Source organism: Stutzerimonas nitrititolerans, from assembly GCF_003696285.1.
Taxonomy (GTDB): Bacteria; Pseudomonadota; Gammaproteobacteria; order Pseudomonadales; family Pseudomonadaceae; genus Stutzerimonas; species Stutzerimonas nitrititolerans.
This window is the reverse complement of record NZ_RFFL01000008.1, coordinates 39,418-53,798: the sequence shown is the minus strand read 5'-3', so window position 1 is coordinate 53,798 and position 14,381 is coordinate 39,418. Positions and strand designations below refer to the sequence as shown.

At 64.3% G+C, this 14,381-nt stretch carries 16 protein-coding genes; 7 read left to right on the top strand and 9 right to left on the bottom strand.

The genetic code is table 11. The features are described from left to right. Positions 1-66: 66 nt before the first annotated feature. Positions 67-1,065 (bottom strand): bile acid:sodium symporter family protein, encoded by a 999-nt coding sequence (locus EA795_RS11540; RefSeq protein ID WP_122077406.1) that lies wholly within the window; start codon positions 1,063-1,065, stop codon positions 67-69. An 85-nt stretch (positions 1,066-1,150) separates the two neighbouring features. Between EA795_RS11540 and EA795_RS11535 the strand changes: the two genes are divergently transcribed. Together EA795_RS11535 and EA795_RS11530 are read left to right on the top strand one after the other, a co-directional pair. Further along, positions 1,151-1,963 (top strand): AraC family transcriptional regulator, encoded by an 813-nt coding sequence (locus tag EA795_RS11535; protein ID WP_122077404.1) that lies wholly within the window; start codon positions 1,151-1,153, stop codon positions 1,961-1,963. A 57-nt stretch (positions 1,964-2,020) separates the two neighbouring features. Further along, a complete protein-coding gene (locus EA795_RS11530; RefSeq protein ID WP_122077402.1) occupies positions 2,021-2,563 on the top strand; it encodes a gamma carbonic anhydrase family protein in 543 nt (180 codons plus the stop codon). 49 nt (positions 2,564-2,612) lie between these two features. Here EA795_RS11530 and EA795_RS11525 read toward each other — a convergent pair whose 3' ends face one another. After that, positions 2,613-3,371 (bottom strand): SDR family NAD(P)-dependent oxidoreductase, encoded by a 759-nt coding sequence (locus EA795_RS11525; RefSeq protein WP_122077400.1) that lies wholly within the window; start codon positions 3,369-3,371, stop codon positions 2,613-2,615. Positions 3,372-3,486: 115 nt separating this feature from the next. Here EA795_RS11525 and EA795_RS11520 point away from each other — a divergent pair, with 115 nt between their 5' ends. Beyond that, positions 3,487-4,425, top strand: coding sequence for a LysR family transcriptional regulator (locus EA795_RS11520; protein ID WP_122077398.1), 939 nt, complete (start codon positions 3,487-3,489; stop codon positions 4,423-4,425). Between the two features lie 68 nt (positions 4,426-4,493). Next, positions 4,494-5,138 (top strand): HAD family hydrolase, encoded by a 645-nt coding sequence (locus EA795_RS11515; protein WP_122077396.1) that lies wholly within the window; start codon positions 4,494-4,496, stop codon positions 5,136-5,138. 62 nt (positions 5,139-5,200) lie between these two features. Here the strand turns inward: EA795_RS11515 and EA795_RS11510 are convergent, their stop codons facing one another. The 3 genes from EA795_RS11510 to EA795_RS11500 all read right to left on the bottom strand — a co-directional run bounded on the left by EA795_RS11510 (position 5,201) and on the right by EA795_RS11500 (position 8,367). Further along, positions 5,201-5,923, bottom strand: coding sequence for a ferritin-like domain-containing protein (locus EA795_RS11510; RefSeq protein ID WP_058075221.1), 723 nt, complete (start codon positions 5,921-5,923; stop codon positions 5,201-5,203). A gap of 12 nt (positions 5,924-5,935) precedes the next feature. After that, positions 5,936-7,105 (bottom strand): hypothetical protein, encoded by a 1,170-nt coding sequence (locus EA795_RS11505; protein ID WP_122077394.1) that lies wholly within the window; start codon positions 7,103-7,105, stop codon positions 5,936-5,938. Positions 7,106-7,287: 182 nt separating this feature from the next. Further along, positions 7,288-8,367, bottom strand: coding sequence for an aminopeptidase (locus EA795_RS11500; protein WP_122077392.1), 1,080 nt, complete (start codon positions 8,365-8,367; stop codon positions 7,288-7,290). A 125-nt stretch (positions 8,368-8,492) separates the two neighbouring features. Here EA795_RS11500 and EA795_RS11495 point away from each other — a divergent pair, with 125 nt between their 5' ends. The 3 genes from EA795_RS11495 (at position 8,493) to EA795_RS11485 (ending at position 10,473) form a co-directional block, all read left to right on the top strand. Beyond that, complete coding sequence (locus EA795_RS11495) at positions 8,493-8,918, top strand: PA0061/PA0062 family lipoprotein (RefSeq protein WP_014850972.1); 426 nt, start codon at positions 8,493-8,495, stop codon at positions 8,916-8,918. Between the two features lie 133 nt (positions 8,919-9,051). Further along, positions 9,052-9,462, top strand: a complete 411-nt coding sequence (locus tag EA795_RS11490; RefSeq protein ID WP_043942694.1) for a PA0061/PA0062 family lipoprotein — start codon at positions 9,052-9,054, stop codon at positions 9,460-9,462. A 15-nt stretch (positions 9,463-9,477) separates the two neighbouring features. Beyond that, positions 9,478-10,473, top strand: coding sequence for an LLM class flavin-dependent oxidoreductase (locus EA795_RS11485; protein WP_122077390.1), 996 nt, complete (start codon positions 9,478-9,480; stop codon positions 10,471-10,473). 216 nt (positions 10,474-10,689) lie between these two features. On the opposite strand, the gene EA795_RS11480 is transcribed toward EA795_RS11485, so the two are convergent. From EA795_RS11480 to EA795_RS11465, 4 genes are all read right to left on the bottom strand, one after another. Continuing rightward, positions 10,690-10,905, bottom strand: coding sequence for a dodecin (locus tag EA795_RS11480; protein ID WP_014850969.1), 216 nt, complete (start codon positions 10,903-10,905; stop codon positions 10,690-10,692). A gap of 304 nt (positions 10,906-11,209) precedes the next feature. Next, a complete protein-coding gene (locus EA795_RS11475; RefSeq protein WP_014850968.1) occupies positions 11,210-11,425 on the bottom strand; it encodes a KTSC domain-containing protein in 216 nt (71 codons plus the stop codon). After that, positions 11,422-13,224, bottom strand: coding sequence for an ABC transporter ATP-binding protein (locus EA795_RS11470; protein ID WP_122077388.1), 1,803 nt, complete (start codon positions 13,222-13,224; stop codon positions 11,422-11,424). The genes EA795_RS11475 and EA795_RS11470 overlap by 4 nt, the downstream gene beginning before the upstream one ends. Then, positions 13,221-14,375, bottom strand: coding sequence for a glycoside hydrolase family 1 protein (locus EA795_RS11465; protein WP_122077386.1), 1,155 nt, complete (start codon positions 14,373-14,375; stop codon positions 13,221-13,223). The genes EA795_RS11470 and EA795_RS11465 overlap by 4 nt, the downstream gene beginning before the upstream one ends. Between the last annotated feature and the right edge of the window lie 6 nt (positions 14,376-14,381).

Here is a 14,381-nt window from a genome sequence, read left to right as displayed (position 1 = left end):
TGGCATGTTAAAGACAAATGCCTGACCGCGCAGCTGGGAATCGGCGCTATAGCGCTTCCCTATGCGTTATGGCGCAGCGGTCTCGGGTAGCTGCTCCGGCTCCTCCTCTCGCTGCGCATAGCGCTGGGCGAGCACCGCGCAGACCATTAGCTGGATCTGGTGGAAGATCATCAGCGGCAGGATGATCGTGCCCACCGCGCTGGTGGCGAACAGCACCTGCGCCATGGGCACGCCGGTGGCCATGCTCTTCTTCGAGGCGGCGAAGAGGATGGTGATGCGGTCTTCCAGATTGAACCCCAGGCGCTTGCCGAGGAAATGCGTGGCCCAGAGTACGATGGCCAGCAACAGGCAGCAGACCAGCGTCAGCGCCAGCAGTCGCGACAGCGGTATCAGTTGCCAGAGACCTTCGACCACCGCATCGCTGAATGCGGTGTAGACCACCAGCAGGATGGAGCCCTGGTCGACGGTTTTCAGCCAGCCCTTGTTGCGCGTCACCCAGGCGCCGATCCAGCGCCGTGCGAACTGTCCGGCGACGAAGGGCACCAGCAGCTGCAGCACGATCTTGCCGATGGAATCAAGCGTCGATCCGGCTTCGCCTTCAACGCCCAGCAACAGCATCACCAGGATCGGCGTGAGGAAGATGCCGAGCAGGCTGGAGGCCGCCGCGCTGCAGATCGCCGCCGGGATGTTACCGCGCGCCAGCGAAGTAAAGGCGATGGCCGACTGCACGGTGGCTGGCAGGGCGCAGAGGTAGAGGATGCCCAGGTACAGCTCGGTGCCGACCAGCGGCGTCAGCAGCGGCTTGAGCGCCAGGCCCAGCAGCGGAAACATCACGAAAGTGCAGGCGAAGACCAGCAGGTGCAGGCGCCAGTGGCCGGCACCGGCGAGAATCGCTTCGCGCGACAGCTTGGCGCCGTGCATGAAGAACAGCAGGGCGATGGCCAGGGTCGTGGCCCAGCCGAAGATCACCGCGCCCTGGCCTTCGCAGGGCAGGAAGGTGGCGATGGCGATGACCGCCAGCAGGGCGAGGGTGAAGTTATCGAACAGCAGGCGCAGATGAGCCATGGCGTAAAATCCTTGTAACTTGCAGACAACAGGCCGCGACCTTATCGTGATCGGAATTTTCCGACTAACGCCAGGCAGGCACTAAATGTCGCCAATCGGACAAGAGGCTGCGCTGATCGCCCGCCTCGGTGAGCTCCGGCAATTGCCACGGCCGGTCTATGGCCAGCTCGATTCACCGCCCAACCTCAAGCTCGGCTATCGCCACAGCCATCCCTGGGTGCAGCTGTCCCATGCGGTGGAAGGGGTGCTCGAGGTGCGTACCGACCGTGGCCGCTTCATCGCGCCGCCGCTGCGCGCGGTATGGGTGCCCGCCGGCATCACTCATCAGGTGTTCTGCGCGGCGGATACCTGCATCCGCAGCCTGTACATCGACCGCAGCGTGGTCAGCGACGCCCCCGAGCGCTGCCGCGTCTTGCAGATCAGCCCGCTGTTGCGTGAGCTGATCCAGCACTTCAGCACGCTGCCCGAAGCCTATGCCGAGGATGGTCCGGAAGGCCGTCTGGTGCAGGTGTTGCTGGATCAGCTGGGTTGCGCGCCGGAGATCGAACTGGTGCTGCCGCTGCCAGCCGAACCGCGCCTGCGCCAGCTGTGCAAACGCCTGCAGAACCACCCCGACTCCCGCGAGAGCCTGGCCGACTGGAGCCAGGCGCTAAACGTTTCGGAACGCACCCTGAGCCGGCTGTTCCTGCGCGAAACCGGCCTGACCTTCCGTGCCTGGCGGCAACGCCTGCGGCTGCTCAGCGCGCTGCCGGCGCTGGAGCGTGGCGAGCGGGTCACCGATGTGGCGCTGGGCTGCGGCTACGAATCGCTGTCGGCCTTCATCGCCGCGTTTCGCGAGCAGTTTGGCGCCACGCCCGGCGAGTTCTTTCGCGATGCCCGGCGAGAGAATCAGCCATAAGCTTCACGCCAAGGAGGTTCTGCTCTGCTTGGCGTTCATTCATCACTGGAGTCAGCCATGTCCATCCGCACCTACCAGAATCACACGCCGAAGCTCGGCGAGCGCGTATTCGTCGACCCCAGCGCCGTGCTGATCGGCGACATCGAGATCGGCGAAGACAGCTCGGTCTGGCCATTCACCGTGATCCGCGGCGACATGCACCGCATCCGCATCGGCGCGCGCAGCAGCATCCAGGACGGCAGCGTGCTGCACATCACCCACGCCGGCCCGTTCAACCCGGACGGCTTCCCGCTGACCATCGGCGACGAAGTCACCGTCGGCCACAAGGTCACCCTGCATGGCTGCACCCTGGGCAACCGCATCCTGGTGGGCATGGGCTCAATCGTCATGGACGGCGCGGTGGTCGAAGACGACGTCATCATCGGCGCCGGCAGCCTGGTACCGCCGGGCAAAACGCTGGAAAGCGGCTTCCTCTATGTCGGCAGCCCGGTGAAGCAGGCCCGCCCGCTGACCGAGAAGGAGCGCAGCTTCTTCAGCTATACCGCCGGGAATTACGTGAAGTTGAAGGATCAGCACCGGGCCGAAAGCTTCGCGGGTTGAACCGGGGCCGATCCGGAACGCACACCGCGTCCGGATCGAGCCAGCACTCTCAGAGAAACATGCCTCCCGACGCCTCGATGCGCTGACCGGTCATCCAGCGTCCTCCCTCGCCGAGCAAAGCGGCCACTGCCAGGCCGATATCATCCGCCTGCCCAGCGCGCCCTAGCGCCGTGTTGCCAGCGACAAAGGCATTGAGATCGGCGTTATCGCGCACCGCACCGCCACCGAAGTCGGTCTCGATCGCGCCGGGGGCGAGCACATTGACGCGGATACCGCGCGCACCGAGCTCACGCGCCTGATAGCGGGTCAGCACTTCGATGCCACCTTTCATCGCCGCGTAGGCGGCATAACCGGGTAGCGAGAAACGCGTCAGTCCGCTGGACAGATTGACGATGCGCCCGCCGTCAGTGATCAGCGGCAACAGCGCCTGGGTCAGAAAGAATGGACCTTTCAAATGGATATTCATCAGCAGATCGAACTGCTCCTCGCGGGTATCGGCGAAGCTGGCGGTCTGACCGATACCGGCATTGTTGATCAGAAAATCGAGGCTCTGGCGGTCGAAGCGCTCGAGCACAGCCGCGCGCAGGCCGTCAGCGAAACCGGCAAAACTTGCACTGTCGCCGACATCCAGTTGCAGCATCAGGGCCCGCGCGCCGAGGCGCTCGATCTCATCAGCGACCGCTTGCGCTTCGCCCGCCTTGCTGTGGTAGGTGCCAATGATGTCGACACCTTGTGCGGCCAGTTGCAACGCAGCGCTACGGCCCAGCCCGCGGCTGGCACCGGTGATCAATGCGACTTTGCCTTTCATGTGGGTCTCCCGTTCGATGAGTGTCGGGACCACTCTATTTGTTCATGAATGCCCGGATAAACCGGCACCTTCTGGATAGACTGTTCGACACAACCGGCCAATCGAGCATTCGCACATGAACTTGCTGGAGTTACTGCGCACCTTTGTTCGGGTCTATGAGCTGACCAGTTTTACCGCCGCCGCCGACAGCCTGGGGATGCCCCGTTCGACGGTTTCAGAACAGATCCGCGTGCTCGAACAACGGCTCGGTGCACGCCTGCTGCAGCGCACGACGCGGCGGGTGCAGCCGACCCAGGACGGTGTACTGCTGTACGAGCGCAGCCGCGACATGCTTGATCAGGTGGAAGAAGTCGAAGGGCTGTTTCGCGAGGGCAGCACGCTTGCCGGACGCCTGCGCATCGACCTGCCGGTCGCCCTGGCGCGCAATCTGGTGATGCCGCGCCTGGGCGAGTTCCTCGATCGACACCCGAACCTGGAAATCGAAGTGAGCGCGACCGACCGACGCGTGGATCTGGTGCGCGAGGGCTTCGACTGCGTGCTGCGTATCGGCGAGGTCAGCGATACGGGCTTGGTGGCACGCCGACTCGGCCGCTACCCCCTGGCCAATTGCGCCAGCCCTGACTACCTGAAGACCTACGGCATTCCGAAGACGCTGGCGGACCTCGCCAACCATCAGCTGGTCCACTATGTCCCGGTGCTCGGTGCACGCTCGGCCGGCTTCGAATATGAGGAGAACGGCAAGCCGATGTGCCTGCCGATGCGCGGCCGGGTCACGGTCAACAACAGCGACAGCTACAAACAGGCCTGTCTCGATGGCTTCGGCCTGATTCAGGTGCCGCTTGCCGGTGTTCGGGAGTCACTCGATCGCGGCGAACTGCAGCTTGTGCTGCCCGACCACGTGCCGGCACCCATGAGCGCATCGCTGCTTTACGCCCATCGGCGCAACCTGCCGCGTCGGGTCCGGGCGTTCATGGATTGGCTGGGCGCGATGATCGAACAGGACATCGCCGCCGCGCATGCGCTTGCACAGCGTCTGCAAACCGCAGCGCGATGATGCGTGGTTTGCCCGAATGCCGACAGGTGCGGGACAATCGACGACCACCCAGCTGTCGGCGCTTTTCCATGCATCATTCCACCATCCTCTTCGATCTCGACGGCACCCTCACCGATCCGCGCGAAGGCATAACCCGGTCGATTCAGCATGCGCTGGCCAGGCTCGGCATCGACGAGCCGGATCTCGCCAAGCTGGAGCCTTTCATCGGCCCGCCGCTGCTGCAGGCATTCATGCAGTTCTATGGCTTCGACGAGGCGCGCGCGTGGGAGGCGGTGGGGCATTACCGTGAGCGTTTCAAGGTCACCGGTCTCTACGAGAATCTCCTATTCGACGGCGTGCTGGAGATGCTCGAACACCTGCGTGGCCAAGGCCGCACGCTCTATGTCGCCACTTCCAAACCCTCAGTGTTCGCTCGCGAGATCGCCCGGCATTTCGCCTTCGATCATCACTTCAAGGTGATCTACGGCAGCGAGCTGGACGGCACCCGCACCAACAAGGTCGAATTGATCGCCCACCTGCTCGCCGAGGAAAAGCTGGAAGCCGCGCAGACGCTGATGATCGGCGACCGCAAGCACGACCTGATCGGCGCCCGCGAAAACGGCCTGCAGGCCGCCGCCGTCGGTTACGGCTTCGGCAGCCATACCGAGCTGATGGCCGAATCGCCCGCCTATTACTACGCCACGCTCGAAGAGCTGCGTCGGGCCTTCGCCTGACAAGAAACATCGAGCAAAAAAGACGCGCCCGAGGGCGCGTCAAGATCAAGCGCACGCGCTATCTATTTGATCTGCACGATCAGGTCGCGCCGGACCAGGGTCTTGATCTTCACCAGGTGGTCATCCTCCTGATCCTTGGCCTTGTGAAAGCTCTTGGCGATTTTCGGATGGCCGCCAGCCTCGGCCAGTTCGATCAGCAGCTCCCAGGCCGCATTGTCTTCCAGCTCGATGGTCAGCAACGCGCCCATGCCCTGGGCGAGGTTGGTACGTGGGTCGGTGAGCACTTGCAACACACCCATGGCCTTGACGCCGGCGACATCCGCGCAGGGCGTCACCGCTGTCGGATCGGCGCCCAGCGTCTCGATCGCCTCGCGCACCATGTTCATGTGCTCGAACTCTTCGTCGCGAATGTGCTGGAGCACCGGAATCAGGTCCGAGTCCGCCGTGCCCAACGCCTTGGCCTTGGCGATCATCGCGTCGTACAGGCGCACGCCGCTGCGCTCGAAGGCCAGGCGTTCGCCCAGCTTGTCGATTAGGATTTCCGGGCTCTTGCCAAGAGCCATGTCGAAGGTGGTCTTGAGCATGCCCTTGGCCGATCCCGGCACGGGGACCGAGCCGATGCGATCGGCTTCTTCGGTGCGCTTGATGCGTTCGAGCATCGCGCCCTTGTCGTTGCCCGCGACGTCCGGACGGATCTGCTCGACCGCTTCGAGCAGGCTCTTGGTGTCCTTGGGGGACATCTGTACGCCGGTCATGTTGGCGCCCACTTTGGCTGCAGTTGCCATATCGGAATCTCCTCAGGAGTGCTTGCGCATGAGTTCGCCACCTGGCGCCCATTGGTAGCCCGCCGAGACGATGTCGGACGCGAGCCCTTCCGAGGCCAGGTGGTTGCGGTAGTCGAGCGAGGATTGCGGCTCCTTGGCCTTGTCGACATAGGCCGGGCCGGCGGTGCGCAGATTAACCTCGGCGGCCAGTACCTGGCGGACGAACTCGCGCTGGCTCTTGAACTCGACCATCTTCGGCAGCGGGCCGGCGAGGATTTCCGCCGGGTCACGCCCTTCGATCTTCTTGAACCACTCGCAAGCCACGTTCAGATGGCCCAGCTCGTAATCGAGGAAGCGCTCCCAGATCGCCTTGATGCGCGGGTTGGTCTCCTGCTCGGCGCAGCTGGCGTACATGTAGACCTCCATCGCCTCGTGCACCAACCACTTCTCGATATGGCTCTCGCTGGGGTCGGACAACGCGCCGTACTGGGTCACGTGCTGTTCTTCGACCGAAGCGATTTCGGCGTACAGCTGACGTGCCAGTGGATCGGCGAATAGCGGGCCGATGTTCTGGTAGTAATCGTGGGTCTGATATTCGGCGCCAGTGATCAGCGCTGCGTGAATCTTGGTGATCAGCGCCGCGCTGTTCTTCTCATAGTTGTCGCGAATGTCGTTCTCGGGGTGGCGGTGGTGTTCGGAGGTTTTGCGCCCCGGCACGATATCGGTGTAGCCCTGCAGGATGTTGTTGGCATCCTTGCCTTCCAGCCGGTCGAGCATGGCCGAATAGCGATACAGGTGGTCGAAGTCCTCCAGCAAGCCGAAACGATAGGTCTGCGCCTGGTAGGGGTCGGGCTCGTTCTGCGCAACCGCGGCAGTGACCTCGATGGCCACCTGCTCATAGGCCACCGTAGTTTCCAGCGGCGAGTGATCAGCACCGATCAGCCAGTTGACCATGGTCGCCTGGTGCTGCTCGACACGACGTATCTCCGCCAGCGGCAGGCGCAGCTCCTTGTTGAAACGGGCGATGCCGTGTTTCAGGCGCAACGCGTCGGTTTCCACGCCGTTCATGAGAATGATGCGCACGCGGGTGAAGGCGTCGTCATCGAGCTTGCTGATCGGCTTGCCGGCCATTTCCTTCCATGTGAATTTCTGCTTTTCCAGCGGCGTGCCTTTGTTGTCGAAAATCCCGGAAATGGTCTCCATGGAGCCTCCGTTGTTCTGGTATCAGGCTAGGTAGGGCGCCGCGAAAAATATGGGCGACCCGATAGAAATGACTAGAGAGGCATCAAAACAATTCCGGCGACTGGACAGGAGGCAGACCGCCGGAGGCGGGGCGACATAGCCGGCCTTCCCATGACGCACAGCGTGCCTCGCTGAAAGCCTTGCTAGTGCTGGTTCTGGCGTTCCGCCTGCGCTTCGGACAGGCGTGCTTCCCGCTCATCGGACGAAAGCCGGGCCAGTTCGGCGACGCGCTGGTGGAAGCATGGCCAGTCGCCTGCGCACTGCTCGAAGATCGCCGAAAATGCCGGTACCCAGCGGTCGTACAGACCGAACGGCAGCAAGGTGGCATTGTTCAGCGGCTGGGCGAACCAGCGCTCGAAGCGCCGATCACCTTCCCAGGCGCCGTCACGCAGCGCTCGATAGCCCTGCCGCAGGTGCATGAATTCTGCCTGTTTGAGACGGCGCAGCTCCGCTGGCGGCAGCTCGGACGCATACAGCGTGGCCAGGCGTTCCCGTGTCTGCAGCACCAGTTCCACCAGTTGCCGATAACGAATCCTGCCCTGTTCATCCTGCTCGACCAGACCCCGGCTGGCCCGCCACTGGCGCAACCCTTCGCGCTCGACGAAGCTGGCATAGGATTCGTTGAACGCCGTGTCGCCGGGCAGGTACAGCTGCTGGTGCGCCAGCTCGTGAAAGATCAGCGCGGCCAGTTGCTCGTCGTTGCGGCGCAGCATGGTGTTGAGCAGCGGGTCGTCGAACCAGCCCAGCGTCGAATAGGCTTCCACCCCGGCGACATGGGTATCCAGGCCTTGCAAGCGCAACCGCGCAGCCTCGCCACGCGCAGCGCCCTGGCGGTAATAGCCGCGATAGGCCACGCAGCCGGCAACGGGGAAGCAATGCTGCAGCGGCTCGACGGAAAATTCCTCGGTGGCGAACAGGTTCCACACCACGTATGGCCGCTGCAGATCGGCATAGAGCCGATAGCTGTCGTTGTCCGGCAGGCCCAGCGCCTGGCTGGCGAATTCACGTGCCTGCAGCGCCTGGACAAGGCGCTGGCGCAGGGCGGTGTCCTGCGAGGGGTCGGCGATGATCGCTTCGACCGGTTGGCGCTGGCGCAGCAGTTCCAGTTGCCCCAGCGCCAACTGACCGTAGTAGGTGCTGCAACCATTCAGACCGACGGCAAGCAGCAAGGGAACCCAGCACAGGCGCAGGCGGTCGATCAAGGCGGCGTTGAGCTTCGGCATCGGGAAACCGTTTGCGGGACGGGACAGGCGCCTGGTGCGCATGGCGCACCCTACCGAGGCGGCGCGGTGGGTTGCAATCCCGGGCGCGCCACTTCCTTTCCGAATTCTCCAGCCGGAGCTCTTCCATGCGCGGTTTCGTTCTTGCCCTGTTCGTTTCGAGTCTCGCCGGCTGTTCGCTGTGGATGCCCAAGCCCGACCCGACGCAGGCCTGGATCGAGCTCGCTCCGCATCAGGAAACCGACCTGCAGGCGCTGGCGGTGGATGGTCGCCGCCTGGATGATGACCGCTATTTCCAGGTCCAGCCCGGCAGCCGCACGCTGGACATGCGCTACCGCTTCCAGGTCGACGGTGCCGACATCGGCCCCGACAGCGGTCCGCTGCCGCGTGACTGCAAGCTGACCCTGGAGTACGACCGTTTCACCGCCGGCGCACGCTATCGCCTGGTGGCCGGTGGCCATGGCTTCCGCCCCTGGGCCAAACTCTACGACCAGCAGCATTTGCTGCTGGCTCGGGCCTCGGAACAGGGTTGCGGCAATCTTGCGGAGCGATGAAGCCTGCAGGGCTGCATGATCGCGAGCAAGCGCGCTCCTACGGGTTTGATGGCGTCCAGGCTGGCAGCGTTGAAAACAAGTGGTAGTTGGCGCAGGCTCGGGCAACGATTCCATGAACTTCGGAGCCATCGCCATGCGCCTGCCGCTCGCCTTCCTGCTCGCTCTTGCCCTTGGCGGCTGCGCCAGCCCGCTGCCGCCGCATGATCCGGGCATGGCCTGGGTAGACATGAGTGCCCAGACCACCGATATCTTCATGTCCGACCACCTGGACGGCAAACGCACCTATGATGGCCGCTATTTCCTGGTGCCGCCGGGCGCGCATGAACTCGAAGCGCACTACGAATTCGAAGTCAGCAGCGGCGGCTTCGGCCTGTTCGGCGAGACCCAGACCATGCGCTGCACCCTGGTGGTGCAGTACGACAACTTCGAGGCCGGCAAGCGTTACCTGTTCCAAGCCCGTTCGCTGGGCTTCACCCCGCAGGGCTGGTTGCGCGACGAGCAGCGCAACGTGCTTGTCGAGGCCGAAGCCGAGCACTGTTACTGACTTTCGAGGTAGACGATGTCCCGCATTTCCAAGGCCCGCTTTTCCGCCCTCGACCTGGCGCCCATTCGCGACGACGGCACGCCGGCCCAGGCGCTGCACAACGCCCTGGCGCTGGCCCGGCACGTGGAAGGGCTCGGCTTCGAGCGTTTCTGGGTCGCTGAGCACCACAACATGGACGGCATCGCCAGCGCGGCGACCTCGGTGCTGATCGGTTACCTGGCCGCCAACACCGAGTGCATCCGCCTGGGCGCCGGCGGGGTGATGCTGCCCAACCATGCACCGCTGGTGATCGCCGAGCAGTTCGGTACCCTGGACGCGCTCTACCCCGGCCGGATCGACCTGGGCCTGGGCCGTGCGCCCGGTGCCGACCAGTTCACCGCCCACGCCTTGCGCCGCGACCGCATGGGCAGCGCCGACGACTTTCCCGCCGATGTCGAGGAGCTGGAAACGCTGCTCGGTCCACGCCAGCGCAACCAGCGGGTGATCGCCATGCCCGGCGTCGACAGCAAGGTGCCGATCTGGCTGCTGGGCTCCAGCCTGTTCAGCGCGCAATTGGCGGCGGCCAAGGGGCTGCCCTATGCCTTCGCCTCGCATTTCGCGCCACGCTTCATGCACCAGGCGATCAAGCTCTACCGCGACCACTTCCAACCGTCCGAAGTGCTCGACAAGCCCTACGTGATGCTCGGCGTGCCGCTGATCGCCGCCGACAGCGACGAACAGGCCGAGTATCTGGCCACCAGCGTCTATCAGCGCATCCTCTCGCTGATCCGCGGTCAGAGTCTGGTGCTGCGCCCGCCGGTGCAGAGCATGCAGGGCCTGTGGCTGCCGCACGAGCAGCAGGCGGTGGGCGATTTCCTCGGGTTGGCGTTGATCGGCGGGCCGGAGAAGGTTCGCGCGCGGCTGGAGGTGTTGCTGGAGCAGACCGAGGCCGACGAGCTGATCTTCACCTGCGACCTCTACGAAACCGCCGACCGCCACCGCGCGTTCGAGATTCTGGCCGGATTGAGGTAAACGCTCGCCCTGGTGCACGCTGGCGGGCCTGTTGGCCAAATGAATTCGGCCCTACGGGTGCGGAGGGGGCTTGTCCGCGAGCTTTGCTGCCTTGCTGCCATACGAAAGCATGCGGAGCAAAAGCAGCTGCGGTTCCGTAGGGCCGAACTCGTTCGGCCTTTGGCGGGCCCGTTAGCCGAATGAATTCGGCCCTACGGGTGCGGGCGTGGGAGGGGGTCAGCTGTTCTTCAGGCGGAAGCCGATCTTCACCGTGACCTGAAAATGCGCCACCTGGCCATCCTGGACATGGCCGCGAATCTCGCCCACCTCGAACCACTCGACGTTCTCCAGCGTCTTGCTCGCCTCGGCGATGGCGTTGCGAATGGCCTCGTCGACGCTGTTGCGCGACGAGCCGACGATCTCGATTTTCTTGTAGGTGTGATGATCCGACATGAATGCCTCCTTCTGGTCCGCGAGACTCCGCTCGGATGAATGCGTCCTGCCTGAATTGAGGCCAGCGGCACAAGGCGAAGTTCAGGCGCAGGGTGGATAACGCTGAGCTTATCTACCGTTGCGCCTTGTCGGGCGGCGTCGCTACGCGTGGAAAATGCTGCGCAGTTTTCCACCCTACGATGCAGGCAGCTTTTGGAGTCGTCGCAGGCGCTTCCGTCGCTTGCCGCTCACGGGGAGCATGAGGTTGTAGGGTGGATGGCCGAAGCCATCCACGCGGGGGCATGGGAATGATCGGTTGGCGCACTTACTGGACGCGCCGGTAGGCGTAGTGCTGCGGCTTGAATACCTGGTTGAAATGCCGGCCCAGCGAGTCCGCCTCCAGCAATGCCTGAACGGCTTCGGGCGGTACCTGTTCATAGCGATAAACCGCGCCGCCACTGAACTCCACTTCCAGCACCTGCCGCTCGGGGTCGTAGCCCAGCGAACGCAGGCTGCTGGACGCCACCGATGCGCGCTTCACGGGCGCTCGGACCGGATGTCGAAGCCTTCGGCCTGCATACGCCAGAGGGCATCGAACTCGCCGCCGTGCCGGCGGAGCTCGTGGGGCGGGCCATCCTCGACGATCCTGCCGTCGCGCAGCACGACGATCCGGTCGAAGCTCGACAGGGTCGACAGGCGATGCGCCACCGCCACTACCGTCCGGTTGTGCACCAGATCGTTGAGCGCCACCTGAATCTCGGCTTCGGACTGGGTATCGAGGGCCGACGTGGCCTCATCGAGGATCAGAATCGGTGCATCCTTGAGAAACGCCCGGGCGATGCCGAGGCGCTGGCGCTGGCCGCCGGAAAGCATCACGCCACGCTCGCCGACAAGAGTGTCGTAGCCCTCCGGCAGACCGCGGATGAAGCCGTCGCAGAACGCATTACGCGCAGCCTGTATGACTTCCTCGTCGGTCGCTCCGGGGCGGCCGTAGCGGATGTTCTCGCGGATACTGCGGTTGAACAGTGCGGTTTCCTGCGGCACCACGGCAATCTTCTCGCGCAGGCTGTCCTGGCTGACGCTGCGAATGTCCTGACCGTCGATGAGGACACGCCCGTCACTTACGTCATCGAGGCGCTGGATGAGGTTGATCAGCGTCGATTTGCCTGCCCCGGAAGAGCCCACCACACCGACCTTCTGTCCGGCGGGGATATGCAGGTCCAGATGCGAAAACACGGTACCGCGATCGGGGTAGCCGAAGCTGACGTTCTCGAACGTGATATCGCCCTCGGCCAGCAGCAGCTGAGCATCGCTGTCTTCCAGGCCGTGCGGCTGGACGATGATGCGCAGCGTGTCGTCGATGGCGCCGATCTGCTGCGTGGTGTCCACCAGCGCCAGCGCCAGATCGCGCGAGCCATGCAGGATGCGGAAGGTCAGCGCGCTGACCAGCACCACGTCACCTGCGGTGACCTGCCCACCGATCCACAGATTGATGGCCCAGATCAGCATGCCGCCGGCCATCACCGACAGGCAGATGTCGTGCATGACCCGCGCCTTTTCCAGATACATCCAGCTGCGCCGCTGGGCGCGCGCCTCGTAGCCGATCTCGTGGGCCAGGCGTTCGGCCTCGCGATCGCGTGCGGAAAACGCCTTGATGGTCCAGACATTGGACACCGCATCGACCAGCTCACCGCCGACCCGTGCCGATTGCGCGGCGAACCGCTGGTGCTTGGAGCGACCACGAATGCCGAACCCGGTGATCAGCGCGGCAACGATGGCGACGAACAGGATCAGCGCCACCGCCATGCGCACGTCGACCGTCAGCAGCACCACCACCGCGCCGATGAAATCGACGATCGGCGGGACGATTTTCCAGGCCAGCCCGCCATAGATCGCGCCCGCCGCCTGGCCCACCGCCGAAATGCGATTACCCAGCGACCCGGCGAAATGCTCGGTGAAATAACGCATCGGATGACCGGTCAGGTGCTTGAACAGGTCGACCCGGATGTCCACCACGCTGGCCACCACCGTGCGGCAGCCGAGCCAGCCGCCGAGGCGCCAGAACACGTTCTCGATGACGATCAGGCTGATGAACAGCCCCAACGGGAACCAGACGTTGGTGGCACCACGATCCGCGGTGCCCTGCGCCATGGAGTCGACCAGGAGCTTCATCCCGTACTGCACCGCCACCGCGCAGCTGGCGGCACCGACGATCAGGAACAGCAAACCGCCGAAATGCCACGGTCGCAGATGGATGTAATGCCAAAGGAACGCGACCGGCCGGCTTGGAAGCGGCGCCTCCTGAGGCTTCGCTTTGGGCGGCTGGGCCGGAACGTTCATGACAGCGCTTCGGCGAAAGGCCGCGCGGCGCTGAGTTGGCTGAACCTCATCTGCTGCAGACGCAGCTCATCGGCCAGCCCTACATGCACGCAGCGATTGCCGTTTTCATCCGGGAAGCCCAGCAGCCCCACCGGGCAGTGGCGCTCGTCGGTCCAGCCCGGGTAGTCCAGCACCGGATACAGACAGATACCTTCCACCGGCACCCCGCGCTGCATGGCCAGGCCTGCCTGCTCGCTGACATAGCGCAGCCAGTCGCCGCGCAGGTCGCCCTCGGCGCCGGTTTCGGCGATCAGCAAGGGCCGTTTATAGCGCTGCCAGATTTCACTGAGGATGCCCTTGAAGGGCCGGTAGTCCGGGTTGTCGCGCTCGATGGTGCGACCGTCGCCGTGATACCACTGGTTGTCGGAATAGTAATTGACGCCCAGTACGTCGAGGTACTCCGGCGCGCCGCCCAGCCCCGACCAGCGCTCGCCGCAGAGCATGTCCCAGGCCTCGAACTGCGATTGGCGAAATCGCTCGGCCTCACGCTGCGGGCCGGGGCGGTCATTGGATGCGACGACGTGGATGGCCGGATCGACCTGGACGAAGCGCGCCCTTGGCTCCACGTCCCGAATCGCCTGCATGGCTGCGATGGTGGCGCGCACCAGCTGATGCTTGAGTTCGAAGCCACGACCTCGCGCCATCGGATTGAAATAGGCCTCGTCACCGCCGGCCCAGGCCCAGAACGAGATCTCGTTGAGCGGCGCATAGAAGGGCACCGCATTGGTTTCATCCTTGACCAGCTGCGCCACCGCCGCCGCGTAGCGGGCGAAGCGTTCGACGAACTGCGGACGCCAGATGTCTATATCGTCCGGCCAGCCATAGTGGCAAAGGTCCCAGATCACCTGGGTGCCCTGACGATGGGCGGCTTGCAGCATCGGCAGGAAGCTCGACCAATCGTACTGGCCCGGCGCCCGTTCGATCAGGTGCCAGCGCAGGCCGTCGCGCACGCTGTGCAGGCCGTGCCGGTGCAACACCGAGTAATCATGCGCCGCCCAGCGATCATGGCCGGTGGCTGCGAGCAGATCGAGACGCCGGCCATCGCTGCGGCGATGGTTCGAGCATTCGAAACCACCCATGAAGAAACTCTTGAATAGCGTGGGCTGGTACATCTTCGG